The organism is Pedobacter sandarakinus, assembly GCF_026240095.1.
GTDB classification, from domain to species: domain Bacteria; phylum Bacteroidota; class Bacteroidia; order Sphingobacteriales; family Sphingobacteriaceae; genus Pedobacter; species Pedobacter sandarakinus.
On the sequence record NZ_JAPIVG010000006.1, the window covers coordinates 206,980 to 223,022 of the forward strand.

17 protein-coding genes and 2 tRNA genes are annotated in these 16,043 nt (G+C 38.4%); 16 read left to right on the plus strand and 3 right to left on the minus strand.

The window, feature by feature from the left end; all coding sequences use genetic code 11:
* The first annotated feature begins 16 nt into the window (after positions 1-16).
* A tRNA-Ser gene (locus tag OQ268_RS16385) sits at positions 17-101 on the plus strand.
* Positions 102-1,462: 1,361 nt separating this feature from the next.
* On the opposite strand, the gene OQ268_RS16390 is transcribed toward OQ268_RS16385, so the two are convergent.
* Positions 1,463-2,212, minus strand: coding sequence for a LytR/AlgR family response regulator transcription factor (locus OQ268_RS16390; RefSeq protein ID WP_265857724.1), 750 nt, complete (start codon positions 2,210-2,212; stop codon positions 1,463-1,465).
* Between the two features lie 375 nt (positions 2,213-2,587).
* On the opposite strand from OQ268_RS16390, the gene OQ268_RS16395 reads away from it, so the two are divergent.
* The 11 genes from OQ268_RS16395 to OQ268_RS16440 all read left to right on the plus strand — a co-directional run bounded on the left by OQ268_RS16395 (position 2,588) and on the right by OQ268_RS16440 (position 11,267).
* The gene (locus OQ268_RS16395; protein WP_265857726.1) at positions 2,588-2,797 is read left to right on the plus strand and encodes a hypothetical protein; all 210 of its coding nucleotides are present in this window, start codon (positions 2,588-2,590) and stop codon (positions 2,795-2,797) included.
* A gap of 46 nt (positions 2,798-2,843) precedes the next feature.
* Positions 2,844-4,535 (plus strand): S41 family peptidase, encoded by a 1,692-nt coding sequence (locus OQ268_RS16400; protein ID WP_265857728.1) that lies wholly within the window; start codon positions 2,844-2,846, stop codon positions 4,533-4,535.
* A gap of 115 nt (positions 4,536-4,650) precedes the next feature.
* On the plus strand, positions 4,651-4,971 hold the full coding sequence (locus OQ268_RS17995; RefSeq protein WP_407674016.1) for a lantibiotic dehydratase: 321 nt from the start codon (positions 4,651-4,653) through the stop codon (positions 4,969-4,971).
* A gap of 27 nt (positions 4,972-4,998) precedes the next feature.
* Positions 4,999-5,817: a lanthionine synthetase LanC family protein gene (locus OQ268_RS16405; protein WP_265857730.1), complete on the plus strand. Its 819-nt coding sequence runs from the start codon at positions 4,999-5,001 to the stop codon at positions 5,815-5,817.
* A 446-nt stretch (positions 5,818-6,263) separates the two neighbouring features.
* On the plus strand, positions 6,264-6,575 hold the full coding sequence (locus tag OQ268_RS16410) for an ArsR/SmtB family transcription factor (RefSeq protein ID WP_265857733.1): 312 nt from the start codon (positions 6,264-6,266) through the stop codon (positions 6,573-6,575).
* Positions 6,576-6,578: 3 nt separating this feature from the next.
* Positions 6,579-7,079, plus strand: a complete 501-nt coding sequence (locus tag OQ268_RS16415; RefSeq protein WP_265857735.1) for an SRPBCC family protein — start codon at positions 6,579-6,581, stop codon at positions 7,077-7,079.
* 27 nt (positions 7,080-7,106) lie between these two features.
* A complete protein-coding gene (locus OQ268_RS16420; RefSeq protein WP_265857736.1) occupies positions 7,107-7,544 on the plus strand; it encodes a VOC family protein in 438 nt (145 codons plus the stop codon).
* A 203-nt stretch (positions 7,545-7,747) separates the two neighbouring features.
* A tRNA-Asp gene (locus OQ268_RS16425) sits at positions 7,748-7,821 on the plus strand.
* A 253-nt stretch (positions 7,822-8,074) separates the two neighbouring features.
* Positions 8,075-10,213, plus strand: a complete 2,139-nt coding sequence (locus tag OQ268_RS16430; protein ID WP_265857738.1) for a S9 family peptidase — start codon at positions 8,075-8,077, stop codon at positions 10,211-10,213.
* Between the two features lie 94 nt (positions 10,214-10,307).
* Positions 10,308-10,985 (plus strand): NAD-dependent epimerase/dehydratase family protein, encoded by a 678-nt coding sequence (locus OQ268_RS16435; RefSeq protein WP_265857739.1) that lies wholly within the window; start codon positions 10,308-10,310, stop codon positions 10,983-10,985.
* 48 nt (positions 10,986-11,033) lie between these two features.
* A complete protein-coding gene (locus OQ268_RS16440; protein ID WP_265857741.1) occupies positions 11,034-11,267 on the plus strand; it encodes a phage tail protein in 234 nt (77 codons plus the stop codon).
* Between the two features lie 48 nt (positions 11,268-11,315).
* On the opposite strand, the gene OQ268_RS16445 is transcribed toward OQ268_RS16440, so the two are convergent.
* Positions 11,316-11,495 (minus strand): hypothetical protein, encoded by a 180-nt coding sequence (locus OQ268_RS16445; RefSeq protein ID WP_205057784.1) that lies wholly within the window; start codon positions 11,493-11,495, stop codon positions 11,316-11,318.
* A 292-nt stretch (positions 11,496-11,787) separates the two neighbouring features.
* Between OQ268_RS16445 and OQ268_RS16450 the strand changes: the two genes are divergently transcribed.
* Positions 11,788-13,488: a glycoside hydrolase family 3 protein gene (locus OQ268_RS16450; protein WP_322974031.1), complete on the plus strand. Its 1,701-nt coding sequence runs from the start codon at positions 11,788-11,790 to the stop codon at positions 13,486-13,488.
* Between the two features lie 89 nt (positions 13,489-13,577).
* Entirely contained in the window at positions 13,578-13,781 is a 204-nt protein-coding gene (locus OQ268_RS16455; protein ID WP_265857744.1) for a hypothetical protein, read from the plus strand.
* A 67-nt stretch (positions 13,782-13,848) separates the two neighbouring features.
* Here the strand turns inward: OQ268_RS16455 and OQ268_RS16460 are convergent, their stop codons facing one another.
* Positions 13,849-14,376 (minus strand): thioredoxin family protein, encoded by a 528-nt coding sequence (locus OQ268_RS16460; protein ID WP_265857746.1) that lies wholly within the window; start codon positions 14,374-14,376, stop codon positions 13,849-13,851.
* A 111-nt stretch (positions 14,377-14,487) separates the two neighbouring features.
* Here OQ268_RS16460 and OQ268_RS16465 point away from each other — a divergent pair, with 111 nt between their 5' ends.
* Complete coding sequence (locus OQ268_RS16465; RefSeq protein ID WP_265857748.1) at positions 14,488-15,144, plus strand: TatD family hydrolase; 657 nt, start codon at positions 14,488-14,490, stop codon at positions 15,142-15,144.
* Between the two features lie 42 nt (positions 15,145-15,186).
* Complete coding sequence (locus OQ268_RS16470) at positions 15,187-15,966, plus strand: tRNA threonylcarbamoyladenosine dehydratase (protein WP_265857750.1); 780 nt, start codon at positions 15,187-15,189, stop codon at positions 15,964-15,966.
* The last annotated feature ends 77 nt before the right edge of the window (positions 15,967-16,043 follow it).

Consider the following 16,043-nt stretch of genomic DNA (forward strand, 5'->3'; position numbering starts at 1 on the left):
TTTTTGTGCCCCCACTGGAGAGGTGTCAGAGTGGTCGATCGAGCACGCTTGGAAAGCGTGTGTACTGCAAGGTACCGCGGGTTCGAATCCCGCCCTCTCCGCTAAGTATAATATTCAAAGACAGAGCGTCAATCATGGCGCTTTCGTTTTTTGGAGACAAAAATCATTGATTTTGAACGGGTAAAAAAAAAAGTTTGGATCTCGCCATCGTAGCAGATTAGTACATCACTAGCTTAAAAAGCCTGCAAATTCAACATGCGCAGGCTTTTTTGTTGTACTTGGATACCAAAATTTACATAGTTTTACAATAATTATCAGCGTCTTTCGTAGCGTCTTTTTTTTGAAAAAAAGACGCTTTTTTAAGACCTTAAATTATTGATTTGCAGCATATTCAATTCGTAATACATCTTGATAAAAGATCGTCGCTTATCGAGTTTTAATCATTCAAAACTGAATCAATATGTTCGAGATAAGTTACTGGTTCATGTTTTTCTTAAACAGCCCAAAATGCAGAAAAAAGCAAGGGCTGCTACATCAACCTAAGAATTACCGTAGATGGTATTTCAAGGGAGTATTTCATCAAACGACAGTGGGAATCTGAGCGCTGGATACAGAAAGCTGGGCGGGCTTATGGGAATAAGGAGGATGAGAAAAGCTTAAACAGTTATCTCGATTCCATAGTGCAAACGGATAATAAAGCAAGGCATTACTGGTGGAAAAGGGCCGTGAAATAACGGCAGAGGCACTAAAAAAAGTTTTGCTTGGCGAGACGGATGATTGGCGAATCATTATCAAGATATTTCATCAGCACAACGTGAAAATGGAATCACTGGTCGGTACCGAATATGCCCCTGGGATATTACAACGTTTCAAAACCTCACTCGATCAGACAAAGAATTTCATCTGTACATTTTATGGCAAGGAAGATCTTGCAATTTCTGAGTTCATTTATCAGTTCATCAATGAATATAACTCGTCCTGATTTTACTTGTCGTTTTAGAGTTATAATACTAGAATTAGGTTACATTTACTTTTTGTTGCCATTTTTCAGTTTTTAATGACAAGCTATAGCAGGACGAGACAATACGGTTATCACCTCAAATTAGAGTTCAATGCGGGAAAGTGCCATCAGGCCGTTGAACATTCAGATTAGTTTTACCAAATGTTTTAACATTTCTAATTTCAATGCCACTGATATATCGCTTTCTTTTTCATTTAAGATTTGTGCTTTAAACTTATTAATATTATTGTGCACAAAAAATTTCATTGATAACACTTGCGACAATTAATCTTAATTAACATTTAATTATTTTAAGCATTATGCAAATCCTACCAAAATGAAAAAAAGTTCCCTAAATATGGTAGCGAGGAAATGTATTGGGGGGAACCACCCGTTCAATAATATTTGCGCTGAGATCAAATATCTGCAACCAAATACGTTAATTCATACCTATAATGTTTCTTAAGGAGCAGTGAAAAACTGTTTATTATTTGAAATATTTGTATTTCCATCTTTGACCAACCTCTCAAAAAACTCATCGAAGCTTTGGTAATAGGACTTTCCGACAGATACGACTAAGTTATTTTTCAATCTCACTATGTAGCCTTCTATTTTTTCTACGTGCTTCGAGGAGATGATAAAGGATCTACTAATCCTGATTAGGAAGTTATAGGGTTGTAGTTCCTTTTCCATATTCGCCATTTTCCCATAGGGAACATAAATTTTATTGGCAGTATGTATTTTGATATAATTTGAGGCACCCTCAATCATTATGATGTCATCAATATACAATTTGAGGATCTGGTTCTTTCCACTCAGTTTAACCATTATAAATGGGTTTTCAGGTAACAATCTGCTTATCAACCCCTTGATTACGCCTTCAAACTTCTTCAAATTGAATGGCTTATGTAGAAAGTATTTTGCGTTAATGGCATAGCCATCCATCGCGTGATGTAGGTGCCCACTAACCAGAACTAAACAATTAACCCTTGTGATGATCAAAGAAGCTAATTCCAGTCCATTCATCTGTGGCATTTCTACGTCAGTAAATAGAAAATCAATTCGCTGTTCTAACTTGTTTATTTCTGCTAAGGCAGTAACAGGATTAGAGTAAGCTTTTAGAAGCCTTAATTCAGGCATGTAGCCAATATATTCAACAAATTGTTCGATGGTGTGTAAATCATCGTCAATAACAATACAAGAGAACTTCATCAAAATAACAATAAAATATAGTTGCTATCGGGATGAGTACATAGCGTTTAGAAAAAATTGCTCAAATATATAGCTTATTAATTAATACGATATATATAATGTTAATATACTTCACATAAAATTTTAGAGGTGTTCGCATAAAATTTTAAAATCTGTTTTAAATTATTTACACATTTGATCGTCAACAATCAACGAACGGTTCAATGTTGATATTTAATGTCCCTTTTGCTCAAATCTCCCTCATCCCACTATGCCAGAGATGGAATTTCTGTAATGAAATTCATTGAGGCCTGAAAGTTTGTATTTAGAAAAACTAAATATCAGGAGATGATACGAACCTGAATGAAAAGAGTAAATATTTAAATTAATGTTACAATGGAAATTAACAAACTAGAATTGAAAACCAAAACGATCTCAGTTCTTTCAAACAGTGATTTGAGTCAATTGAATGGTGCGGAAGGTGATGCATTAACGACATCATTCGGTGATTGCACAGGTTTTCTTTGCTGTGGTAGTGATTCAAAATGGGAACGTGCAGTAGCAAGTGTTCTTTTGATGAGCGTAGCTTACACCATTTTTGGTTAATCAAAAGAGGCTATTTTTAGCAGACTCTTTTTTATCTGTATATGAATTGAAAAAATACCTTATACTCACTTCGTTGTTTTTGCTGGCAATCCTGCCTTCTGTTGCCCAAATCAACCAAAAGAAAAATGCAGTTTACTCAAAAAACGCTCAGGACCTTTCAGCCCTTTGTAAGCTATGGGGCTTTCTAAAATATTCGCATCCTTCTATCACAAAATCTGATAGAGATTGGGATTCAGATTTGATTAAATTTTTACCAGCTTACAGAGCAACAAAGACGCTAACAGATAGAAACGACCTTTTATGGTCTTGGATGCAAGCATTGGGGACAGTAAATACATTTCCCCAATCTACCGATTCCAATAAATTCACGGTAAAGCAAAGGCCTGATTTTAAATGGATGGAGCAATCTGGTTTTAACGATAAAATCACTGGCTTACTTGCAAATCTTAAAAACAATCATGATCCCGGCAACCAGAACTATATAAAATTCAATGGTCAGGATGGCATATATCTTCCAAGCATCGTAAATGAAAAAAGCTATCGTGATTCTATTTACCCAAGTGCCGATTACAGATTGCTTGCCGTATTCCGCTACTGGAACATTATAGAATATTGGTATCCCTACAAACACCTCTTGAAAAATTTTGGCGATTCCAATCTACAAGACTATTTGCAACAGGCTATAGAGGTCAAGGATCAGAAGCAATACTTACTTCTAGTAAGTAAAATGGTTGCAAATATCCAGGATAGCCATGCAATCATTGCATCCAAGGACCTGGATAACCTGATTGGAAAATGGCAAATGCCGATCACCATTAAGTTGTTGGGGAAAGATGCAGTAATAACAGACATAGATAACAAATCACAGATCCCACCACAGGTAAAAATAGGTGACATTGTGAAAAAGATCGGGAATATTACCATCGAAAGCTTGGTTGCAAGCAGGCGGGAATATACGTCGGCATCAAATACTGCAAGCCTAGCAAGAGAGCTTTCTGCCGACCTCACCCGAACCAATGATTCTACGGTACCAATTTCCGCAATACATTCAACGGGATCGGCTTACACAGCCATGCTGAAAAACAAGCCTTACAAGAAGAGCGAAAACGTTATTCCGGCTTTATCCGTTTATCAAAGGGACTCCTCTGTCTTCCACATCAACAACAAAATACTTTACGTAAACATAGGCAACCTAAAGAGAACCCAGATTGGACTGATATCCTCAGCCCTGAAAAGTGTGAAAGGGATTATTTTAGATTGCAGACAGTATCCAAAATACAACACTTCAGGAGATTTGATTGCAAACCTTCTCTTGCACGGCAAAAAGGAACTGGCTGTTTTCTCAAGTGCTAAGCCTGGTTACCCTGGTACTTTCATTCTTAGTAAACCGATGAGTATCGGAAGCGATACCACAGCTGGCTATTCTGGTAAAGTGATTATTCTCGTTAACGAGGAAACACAGAGTACTGGAGAGTTTTTAGCCATGTCCTTTAAACTCGCTACCAACAGCATTATCCTCGGTTCTATGACAGCTGGTGCGGACGGTAATGTTGCTCCGGCATTTCCATTGCCTGGAGGAATTTTCACTACCATCACAGGTTTAGGTGTGTATTACCCCAATGGCAATGATGTCCAACGTATCGGTATTGTTCCCGATTCAATAGTAAATCAAAGTTTAAATAGCATTCGTAGCGGTAAAGATGATCTTTTGCTCAAAGCAATTTCTTTAGTGCCGTAATCTGGTCTCAGCGCTATAGTTTCCTTCTAAAATATGAGAAAATAAGTATAACCTCTTTAATCATTTCGTTTACCGTACCCCTCTTCTACCAAATCAAAATCCGGATGTAGCCTTTATTGAAACCCCTGTTTTCAGGGAAGCGGTCTATCTCGCCTCCAGAGATTTATTCGATTCCCTGCCCGAAGGATCTGCTTTTGCCGACCTATCTGAGCGACAAAAGCTTTCAGTTTGGAAATACCTCCTTAGAAAGAGCGCCCATTGTACTCTCTTTAGTCGTTTTGCAGGTTGTGGCACCGATGTCTTTTCAGAGAATAATCAGCTGAATCAAATTGTTGTTGATGGTTTGAATGGTTTTCAGACGGTTACACGTCTTGACATGGATTTTATCACCATCATCACCCAATTTATTACACTTCCAGCACAACCTGGAAAATGATTGGCGACAAAATAATATTTCTTTGTTGTGTGGACGCAGTGGTATGGTACTGTATTTTTTAGAACTCTACAAAAAAACCACGGTCTTTGTGAAAAAATTCTTCACCATTTGATCGACACCGATGTAAACGAAGGAAACGAAAGCAAGTGGATCAGGTACGATTTTCAGAAAAAAAACGACTATGTGTACGATCTGGGATTACCTCATGGAATGGTAGGCGTATTATACTTTATAGGTAAATGTTACGAAGCAGGCATTAGGAAAAAAGATTGCGAGCGATTGGTAAAACAAGGAAGTCAATTCTTCCTAAACAGCATCCAAGATCCGATTCAATCAGGTTCCTATTTCCCCAATAAGATAAGCGCACGGGAGTATGCTAACGGTGCAGTAAAAAAGTCTATTTCTAGAATGGCATGGTGTTATGGTGACTTAACGATTCTATATTCCCTATACAGAAATCTGAAGTTAGTAGGCGCGGATACAACTTCAATTATCCAGATCTTACTTAGCCTGTGCCAGAGAATCAACCCTATACAAACCTCCGTATCCGACCCCGGATTATGTCATGGTTCAAGTGGTGTTGCCCACCTATTTCATAAACTATACAAAGAAACCAATCACAATGATTTTAGCAATGCTTCTAAATATTGGCTAAACGAAACGTTTCAGTACGGTGGCAAAGATGGCTATGGTGGTTTTTTGTTTGAAGCAGGCAACGATGAAAAAATGGTACTCTTACCAAGTTCGGCCATTTTGGAGGGAATTGGCGGAATTGGCTTAATACGCTCATCATTTATCTACGAAGATTCAACTAATAACTGGGATGAGTGTATTTTTTTATCATGATTCCAGCTTTGAAAATTGATCGTAATTGCTTATCCTTAGAGTAATTAATTGATAAGCAGTTCTTTCATTACAGACAATATAATTGAGCAGGCACTAGTGCCTAATCTGAATATATTTTACAAAGCATCATTCGTGGCACTTTTGCGAAGCTAAGGGTAACCACCTCGTTTACAGACCGTTTTAAGTAAGGTTCATCTCCCAACTCTCCGCAGTCAATCAAGCCTGCTAACCCTTAGCAGGTTTTCTTTTTCCATCTCTTGCTCCCAACTGCTGGTTACAACCATTTGCGACGAACAAAATCTATTCTAAGTTAAAGGGCAAGTCTATAACTGCCTCCAGAAATTTAATAGCTATTTATCTATATTAAATAAAAATGAGAAAACACTTGCGCAACCAAATAGTTGCATGTATATTTGCAACCTAATGGTTGCAAATTACCAGTTATTATGAAACAAGATATTTTTCAGGCTATTGCCGACCCTACCCGCAGAGCTATTTTGACGTTACTGGCGATACAGGCATTAACGCCAAATGCAATGGCCGAAAAATTTGATATGAGCAGACAGGCAGTATCTAAACACATAAAGGTGCTTCACGATTGTGAACTAATTAAACCTGAACAAAGTGGGAGGGAAATTTATTATCACTTTAATGCAAAGAAAATGCAGGAGTTAGACAAGTGGTTAGCCCAGTTTAGACAGCAATGGGAAAAGCAATTTAACCAACTCGATCAATTATTAACGACTTTAAAAAAATAACTAATGAACGAAGATTTGCTATTTAATTTTGATGTTGACAAAGGAGCCAAGACCGTTTACATCACCCGGGAATTTAATGCTAGTTTATCACTTGTGTGGGATGCATTTACCAAACCCGAACTGTTAGACCAATGGGGAGCACCAGCCCCGATGAGGGCTGAAACTAAATATATGAATTTTGAGGTTGGTGGAAAGCGATTTTATGCCATGATAGGACCTGATGGAACAGCACGCTGGTCAGTACAGGAATTTACTTCCATTACTCCAAAAACCAACTTCAAAATGTATAATACCTTTGCAGATGAGCATGAAAACCGTGAGTTGCCCGGTTCTGATTGGAATTATAGTTTTAGTGAACAAGAAGGTATTACAAGAGTAGACATCATTATATACAATGAATCGTTTGAGCGATTAGAGAAATTATTAGCAGGATTTAAGATAGGATTCTCTTTAACACTCACAAACCTAGAGTACTTCTTAGCAACGTTGACACAACCAAAATAACAAACCATAACCTTAAATTAAACAACAATGAGAACTATTAACCTATGGATCAACTTCAACGGCAATGCCGAAGAAGCCTTTAACTTTTACAAATCTGTTTTTGGGGGAGAATTCACCAAAATTACCCGTTTTGGAGATTTATCAAGCGAAGAATTTCCTGTAGCGGAAAGCGAAGTAAATAAGATTATGTCCATCGCATTGCCTATTGGCAAGCATAACGTATTGATGGCAAATGATGTTCCTGAATTTATGGGACCGGTAAATGAACGAGAAAATAGATCGAAAATCGTGTTAAGCACGGAAAGCCGCGAGGAAGCAGACCAAATTTTTGCGGCCCTATCTGCCGGTGGAGAGGTTGAAGGACCAATTGGTGATAGTCCTTGGGGAACTTATGCGGGGATGTTTAGAGATAAATATGGAATTGAATGGTTTATAGAGTTTGATCCTAGCTATACTAGCGGTTAACAAGTGTGTTGCTTTTTTCTTGAAGCTGAAAATTGCAAAGTCCATAACTACGGGTCAATGCGATGTGCAGCTGATGTGCTCGTAAAATATCAGTTTCAGCGTCAGGTGGTTACCATTGCCTGAAACAAAAAAGACAATACTTATAACAGGAAGCCAGATTTAGTGCTTATGTTTGCATCCCCGAAAGGGAGCGAAAGCTAAACGGAGTGGTAGTTCAGCTGGTTAGAATGCCTGCCTGTCACGCAGGAGGTCGCGGGTTCGAGTCCCGTCCATTCCGCTAAAGCCCTGATTTAAGATCGGGGCTTTGGTATTTTATCCACCCTATCCTTTTATTCATTCTCATTTCCAAAGTGCTTCGGAGGTTAGGTTAGTTGTGGTGGCCTTTAGGAACCCTTAGATTAATAATTGAGCTGCCTCACATTATCCCATTAAAACCGAATGTAAAGTTCTAAGCAAAAAATGTATCATCATTAATACTTCACAATTGCTAAAACAGTGTTAATTTTATCAGCAGAGATTAACTAACAATTATGAATAAATACTGGCTTACGGTAACGGCTTGCTTTCTAGCTGTTGCTGCGAATGCTCAACAAAAAATGGTTACTGCCCAAGATTACGAAAGGGCAGAGAAGTTTATGAGCTATGGTACCGCAAAATTTATAGACAATACCACTTCACAACCTAATTGGTTAGATGGAGATAAATTCTGGTATAGCAAGAAAACTGAAAAAGGAACAGAAACCTATCTGGTAGATCCGGCAAAGAAAACTAAAACACTTACTACCGAATACAGTAATCCTACATCGCCTGCGGGCGGACGAAGAAGAGGCGGTGGAGATGAAGTGATTTCACCAGATGGTAAAAAATCAATTTTAATTAAAGATTTTAACCTTTTCGTTAAGGATATCGCTAGTGGAAAATTAACCCAACTTACTACAGATGGAATTAAAGATTATGGATATGCCACAGATAATGCTGGCTGGAAACATAGCGACGCTCCGATTTTAAGGTGGTCGCCCGATTCGAAAAAAATTGCCACCTTCCAGCAAGATCAAAGGAACAGTAAAGACATGTATTTGGTTACTACAAACGTAGGCGCACCAAAGCTCGAAGCCTGGAAATATCCTTTACCAGGTGATAAGCAGATAGCAACCATCAGGCGGGTTGTAATTGACGTTGAAAACCCAAAAGTAGTTTCTTTCGATATTGCGCCAGATCCACACCGTGCTACTTTAAGTGATGACATTTCGAGCAGTGGAACTTTCGATGATATCGATTGGAAAGCGGATGGAACGGAAGTAGCCTTTGTTTCTACATCTCGCGACCATAAAAACGAGAAATTCCGTATTGCCAATACCGCCACTGGAGCAGTACGCGAAGTATTTGAAGAAACCGTTAAGACACAATATGAATCTGGGCAGGGCGCAATTAATTGGAGATATTTGCCTAATACAAAAGAGATAATTTGGTATTCGGAACGCGATGATTGGGGCCACCTTTACCTCTACGATGCAACAAGCGGAAAATTGAAAAACCAGATTACTAAAGGCAATTGGGTGGTAACGCGTCTGGTTAAAGTAGACGAAAAAACCCGCACGCTTTACTTCATGGCAAATGGACAAGATAAAGCTAACCCATATTTCGGGCACTTTTATAAGATTGGTTTTGATGGTAAAAAATTAACCGATTTAACTCCTGAAACCGGCAACCATATGGTAAGCCTATCCCCATCAGAAAAATATTTTCTTGATAACTATTCCCAACCCGATGTACCAAATACAACTGTCTTTAAATCATTAGATGGCAAACTTATTTCGCAAATTGAAAAAACGGATGTTTCAAGGCTGCAGGCAACAGGTTGGAAAGCGCCGACACCAGTTACAGTAAAAGCCGCTGATGGAAAAACAGATATTTACGGGTTAATTTTCACACCAACCAAGATGGATGCAGGAAAAAAATATCCTGTTATCGATTACATTTATCCGGGTCCGCAAGGTGGAAGCGTGGGCAGCTGGTCTTTCTCGGCATCCCGTGGCGATCATCAGGCCCTGGCCGAACTGGGCTTTATAGTGGTATTAATTGAAGGAACTAGTAATCCCGATCGTTCTAAAAGTTTTCATGATATGAGTTATGGAAATATGGCTGAAAACACATTGCCAGATCAAATTACTGCGATCAAACAATTATCGGCAAAATATCCTATCGATACCGCTAAAGTCGGTATATGGGGTCACTCGGGCGGCGGTTTCGCAACAGCAACGGCTATGTTCCGATACCCAGATTTCTTTAAAGTGGGTATTTCAGAATCCGGTAATCATGAAAATAGAAATTATGAGGATGACTGGGGCGAAAGATACAATGGCCTGGTAGAGAATGCTGATTACGAAGCGCAAGCCAATCAGAACTACGCAAAAAACCTAAAAGGAAAATTAATGTTGGTACACGGCATGATGGATGACAATGTACCGCCATACAATACTTTATTAGTGGTTGAGGCATTGGAGAAAGCAAATAAGTCTTTCGATTTAGTAATATTTCCAAATAGCGCCCATGGTTACGGCCCGTACAGCCCATATATGATGCGCAGAAGATGGGATTATTTTGTACAACATCTTTTAGGTGCAGAGCCGCCAAAAGACTATAAAATGCAAGGCACGGTAATAAAATAATCATTAAGGGTAGCTACAATAGCTGCCCTTTTTTTATTATTAAGCTTGAAACCAATTTTCATTACATTCGTTTAGTTGAATAAAGTACTATGCCATGGGAAAATCAAGAAGTATAAACAAGGTTATCATTACCGGATCGACTGGGATGGTTGGCGAAGGAGTTTTGATACGCTGTTTGGAAAGTCCTGAAATTGACGAAATTTTAGTGGTAAACCGTAAGCCTTGTGGATATTCCCATCCTAAATTAACGGAGGTTATCCATCTTGATTTTTTCAACTTATCCGCTATTGAAGATAAGCTTTTAGGTTACAATGCTTGTTTTTTCTGCTTAGGAATCACATCAGTAGGCGCTAATAAGGAAACCTATTATAAAATGACTTACACCTTGACCATGCATATGGCCGAAACCCTTTGCAAAATTAATGATGGAATGACTTTTTGTTACGTATCGGGCAGTGGAACCAACCCTAACGGTCGGTTAACTTGGCAGAAAGTAAAAGGTAGAACAGAAAATGATTTAATGAAACTGCCTTTTGCACAAGTATACAACCTTCGCCCTGGCTTTATAAAGCCCTTAGCCCAACAAAAGTTTGCACACAAATTTTATAAATACATTAACTGGATGTTTCCGATTGGCCGTATAATTTCTAAAAATGGATTTTGTACCATGCAAGAACTTGGCGATGCGATGATTAATACATTAAGCCACAACGACGAAAAAACAATTTTAGAAGGAAGTGATATTATAGCTCTCGCTCATGAGCCTATTTAAATTATCCATTTTTTTGATTAGCATTGTCCTATTAAACCAACTAAAACCATGGACTTTTACATCGGAGGGATCACCCTTTTTGCAGGAACATTTATACCATTAGGATTTGCAGCTTGCGATGGAGCACTATTGCCCATTACCCAAAACCAAGCTTTGTTTTCCATTTTAGGAACAACATATGGCGGAGATGGAATTAATAATTTTGCCTTACCCAAAATTGCTGACTTGGAAGGCGCAAGGTACATTATCGCTGTCCAGGGGATTTATCCCTCAAGGGCTTAAAACCCACAGAAGCAAAAAAGCTGAAGGAAAATACCTTCAGCTTTTTTGTTACTTTTTATTGTCGTATTTCCGCTGATTATCCTTATTGGATGTTTGATCAGAGCGCTGACCGCCGCCATTGGTAATACCTTGTATTTTTTTATCTGTTTTTACATCGTGGTTAGCCCGGTCAGCAATTGAACCACCTTGTACGGTCGGATTGTTTTTTGGAGTGCTCGTATTTTTCATAACATTAAAAATTAAGTAAATATCTGATCGAGGCGCTGTAATATACAACCCGATAGAATTAAATATGTTTTATTTTTTTAACGCCCATAGCTCAAATATTGATCCTGATTATCTATAAATCACAAAGGACACATCAACCTCCAAACTTTTCATCAACATGGTGAAAGGTAATTAGGAAATTATCGCTCATCCCTAAGACAATTAAATTGTATTATCTCGATTACTTGGATTGGTTTTTGTTTAATTCGGTTTTTGATTGTTAATTTCGTAATACAAATACAATAACACATACGTGAAAACAAAACTCTTTCTTTTGCTAACCTGCTGCATTGCGGCAATTTCTGCCCAGGCACAAAAACCAACTTACATCGAAATGCTAGCCAATCAGCCTAAATGGGTTGATTCGGTTTTTAAAAAACTAAGCCGTCACGAAAAAATTGCGCAAATGTTTTTTGTAAGGGCCCACACCAACTTAGGTCAAAAATATACCGATTCGGTTGGTATGGTAATTAAAAAGGAACAACTGGGTGGGGTTATTTTTTTTCAAGGCGGCCCCGTAAGACAAGCCAGGGCAACTAATGCCTATCAAAAAGTAAGCAAAGTACCATTAATTGTAGCCAGCGATGGTGAATGGGGTTTAGGAATGCGCCTAGACAGTACCATTTCTTATCCATATCAAATGACTCTCGGTGCCATACAAAATAAAGATTTGATCTATAGAATGGGCCAAGAGGTGGCCAAAGATTTTAAGCGTTTGGGAATGCAAATGAATCTGGCTCCAGATGCAGACATCAATAACAACGCAAAAAACCCGGTAATTAATTATCGTTCCTTTGGAGAAAATAAATATAATGTAGCTAACAAAACTGCATCATACATGAGGGGAATGCAAGATGGTGGGTTACTTACCTCACTAAAACATTTCCCCGGACACGGCGATACTGACGTAGACTCACATTACGATTTACCACAACTACCTTTCAATTTAGCCAGATTAGATTCACTGGAGATGTATCCCTTTAAGGAATTAATTAAACAAGACGCGTCGGGTGTGATGATTGCGCACATGAACATTCCTTCGCTAGATAACACACCCAATCTGCCTTCTACCCTATCCAAACCCATTGTAACTGGAATTTTAAAACAGAAAATAGGTTTCAAAGGGCTAATTATTACCGATGCGATGGACATGAAGGGTGTTGTTAAATACTTCAAAAATGGCGAAGCTGATTTGCTGGCAGTTGTGGCCGGAAACGACATTTTGGAATTGTCTGAAAATAGCGATCGGGCCATCCACTTGATTCGTAAGGCAATACGTCAAGGCCGTGTTGATATGAAAACGATTGATGCCAGTGTACGCAAAATTTTAACCGCTAAATATTGGGCGGGTTTAAATAAACGAGACACCGTTTCAACCAATAATATTGTGGCAGAAGTAAATCGCAGCCAAAGTACTGCACTGGTTCAAGAGCTATCAAATGCATCTGTTACGTTGTTAAGGGGAAAAGATTTTATCAAAAATATGATTCCGATTAGGAGAACAGCGATCATTAGCATTGGTGTTCCTTCTGTTACGCGGTTCCAAAAGGAGATCTCAAAAGGTTACTATAATTCTGTTTATTATGTTTTAGATAAAGACGCTACAGCTGCCCAGATTTCTAACGTAGCCAGAGAAATTGGCGCATTCGACCAGGTAATTGTCGGGATTCACGATTCCAGATCAAGACCAGGTAATAACATACCACTTAATGCCGGCGTAAAAAACTTCATTAATGAGTTGTCTGGTAAAAATGCTGTGTTTGCATTGTTTGCTAATCCTTATAATTTAGCAGGTTTACCTGGCTTAGAGCGAAGTAAGGGGCTAATTGTTGGCTATCAAAAAGAAGACAGTATGCAGGTTTCTGCCGCAGCAGTAATCAATAACAGGTTGGTCCCTAAAGGCAAATTGCCTGTAAGCATTTTACCTAATTATAAATTCGGCGAAGGGTTATAGACATCAGTTCGCCTGTTTAATCGATAGCTGTAGGTCTTCAAAACAATTTTGCTATTTATTGCATTTATCTAATTATAAATTAAAATGTTATGATAGACCCAAAAGATGAGGATTATGCAACAGATCCTAACGATGCCTTAAGAAGAGAAGACGAAACCGAAAATATCAATGAATTAGCTGGCGATAACACAAATATTGCCCATGATCGGGATTTATTACAACAAGCAGACGAGGCTTCGAGACCTTCCTTTGAGCTTAATGTAGACGACATCGATTCAGAAAAAGGCGATTAACAAAAAGCCGCAATGTTTCGGGTTTTGTAACCTAAAACATTGCGGCTTTTTAACAGGAAATTCCTGCCTATTTTGTTTTATAAGTTTCGGGGTTTACCGCTGTAACAGTCCATCCTTTTAAGAAAGAGATTGTTTTCTTCACATCGTGCCCAACTTGCTTCTTACCATTAGCACCAACTTCATCGGTTTCTAAATATGCAGAATTTTCGATGTGCAATACTTTTCCCTTTCCATCCAATACCACAAAAACCGGATAGCCAAAACGATTGGGATAACCCAAATACTTCATAGCCTCATCATTGTGATGATCTTTATCCCAATTAACCAATACAAACTCATAATTATCGTTTATAGTTTGTTTTAAGCTGGGCGTATTATTTACAAGATTATGGAAGGCTATGCACCAGGTGCACCAATTCCCACCTACTTGAACTAATACGTGTTTATTGGCTTTAGCAGCCTTTTGAGTGGCCTCCTTTAAATCAGCCATGGCATTTGCTTCCGGATTATAAATATGAACTCCTTCTGTTTTCTCTTGAGCGAAGGCAACCGTGCAAATTAAAAGCACAGCAAAAAATGACGTTATTTTTTTCATGTTTTAAATAATGATTTTCAAAATTAATAAATACTACTAATTTTATAGACAATAAGCTAATTCTTTACAGAAGAAATACATTTTACTAAGTCCCTATATTTACCCCCATTAATGGATTTTTTAGATTTACATACCCATAAAGCCAATCAGAAAACAGGTGTATTTAGCATCCAAAGTTTATCACTTACCAGTGATATTTTTTTGGCTATGCCTAAAACCAGATTAATTTCTATCGGCTTACATCCCTGGTATGCAACGTTTCAGCAGACGGATTTACAAATGAGATATTTGGAAGTCTTAGCAAAACAAAGTAATGTTAAACTTATTGGCGAATGTGGCTTAGATAGGCTTAAGGGCGATAGTTTGGATAACCAAATCATAATTTTCGAAATGCAAATTAAACTAGCCATGCGATTTGGGAAGGCAGTAATCATCCATTGCGTTAAAGCTTTTTCTGAATTAATTGAGATAAAGCAAAGGATGCGGGTTGATGTACCGATGATTATCCATGGCTTTAATAAAAGTGAAATTCTTGGCAGGCAATTGCTGGCGAAAGGGTTTTATCTATCGTTTGGTGCGGCAATCTTAGACCCTGATTCTAACCCTGCGGTTTTATTAAGAAAAACAGATTTCTTCTTTTTGGAAACCGATGATGCAGATATAGAGATTGAAGATATTTATTTGGCAGCGGCTAATTTGAAAAATTGTTCGGTTGATGAACTTAAAGCACGTATTTTTGCCAACTGGAAAAAATTGAATTTAATATAGCATTGATTAACCTTACCTGTCGGTAAATAATACGGCGTAAACATGACAGATCTTTCTTGGCTTTCTCGCTCGGCGCTACTTGTTGGCGATGAGGGCATCAATAAATTACAACAAAAACATGTACTTGTTATTGGCTTAGGTGGAGTTGGTTCTTTTGCTGCGGAGTTTATTTGCCGAAGCGGTGTTGGGGAAATGACCATAGTAGATGGCGATGTTGTTGACCCTAGCAACCGAAACAGACAGTTGCCTGCGCTTGCCACAAACCACGGTGAAAGCAAGGCAGAGATTATGCAGGAACGCTTGCTTGCCATAAACCCATCGCTTAAACTCAATGTTGTTAAAGCCTTCCTTACCCCCGATAAATGCAAGGAAATTCTAGCAAATGATTATGATTACCTAATGGATTGCATCGATAGCGTGATGCCCAAAATAACCCTACTGGCGACCGCATTAGAGCGCAACATCCCTGTTGTTAGTTCAATGGGTGCTGGTGGAAAAATGGACCCCACAAGATTAAGAATAGCCATGTTGCCTGATACTTACCAATGCGTATTTGCGAGTTACATTCGTAAGCGATTAAATAAATTAAAAGATTCGAACAAAATAAAAGCGGTTTTCTCTACCGAAGAGGTTAAAAGAGACTCGCTTATTTTAACGGATGGATCAAATTTTAAAAGATCTGCTTACGGCACTATTTCATATCTGCCCGCAGCCTTTGGTGGTGCTTGCGCATCTGTTGTACTACGAGATTTGTTAGGTTATCCTATAGAAATAACAGCCCGACCTAAAAGAATTAGCAAAAAAACTAAAGTAAAGAAATAATTAAACACCACGTTCCATTACAAATTCCCCTGCTCTGAAGGGGTGCCAGAAAGGCGGGGGAGAAAACCCAATAAAAG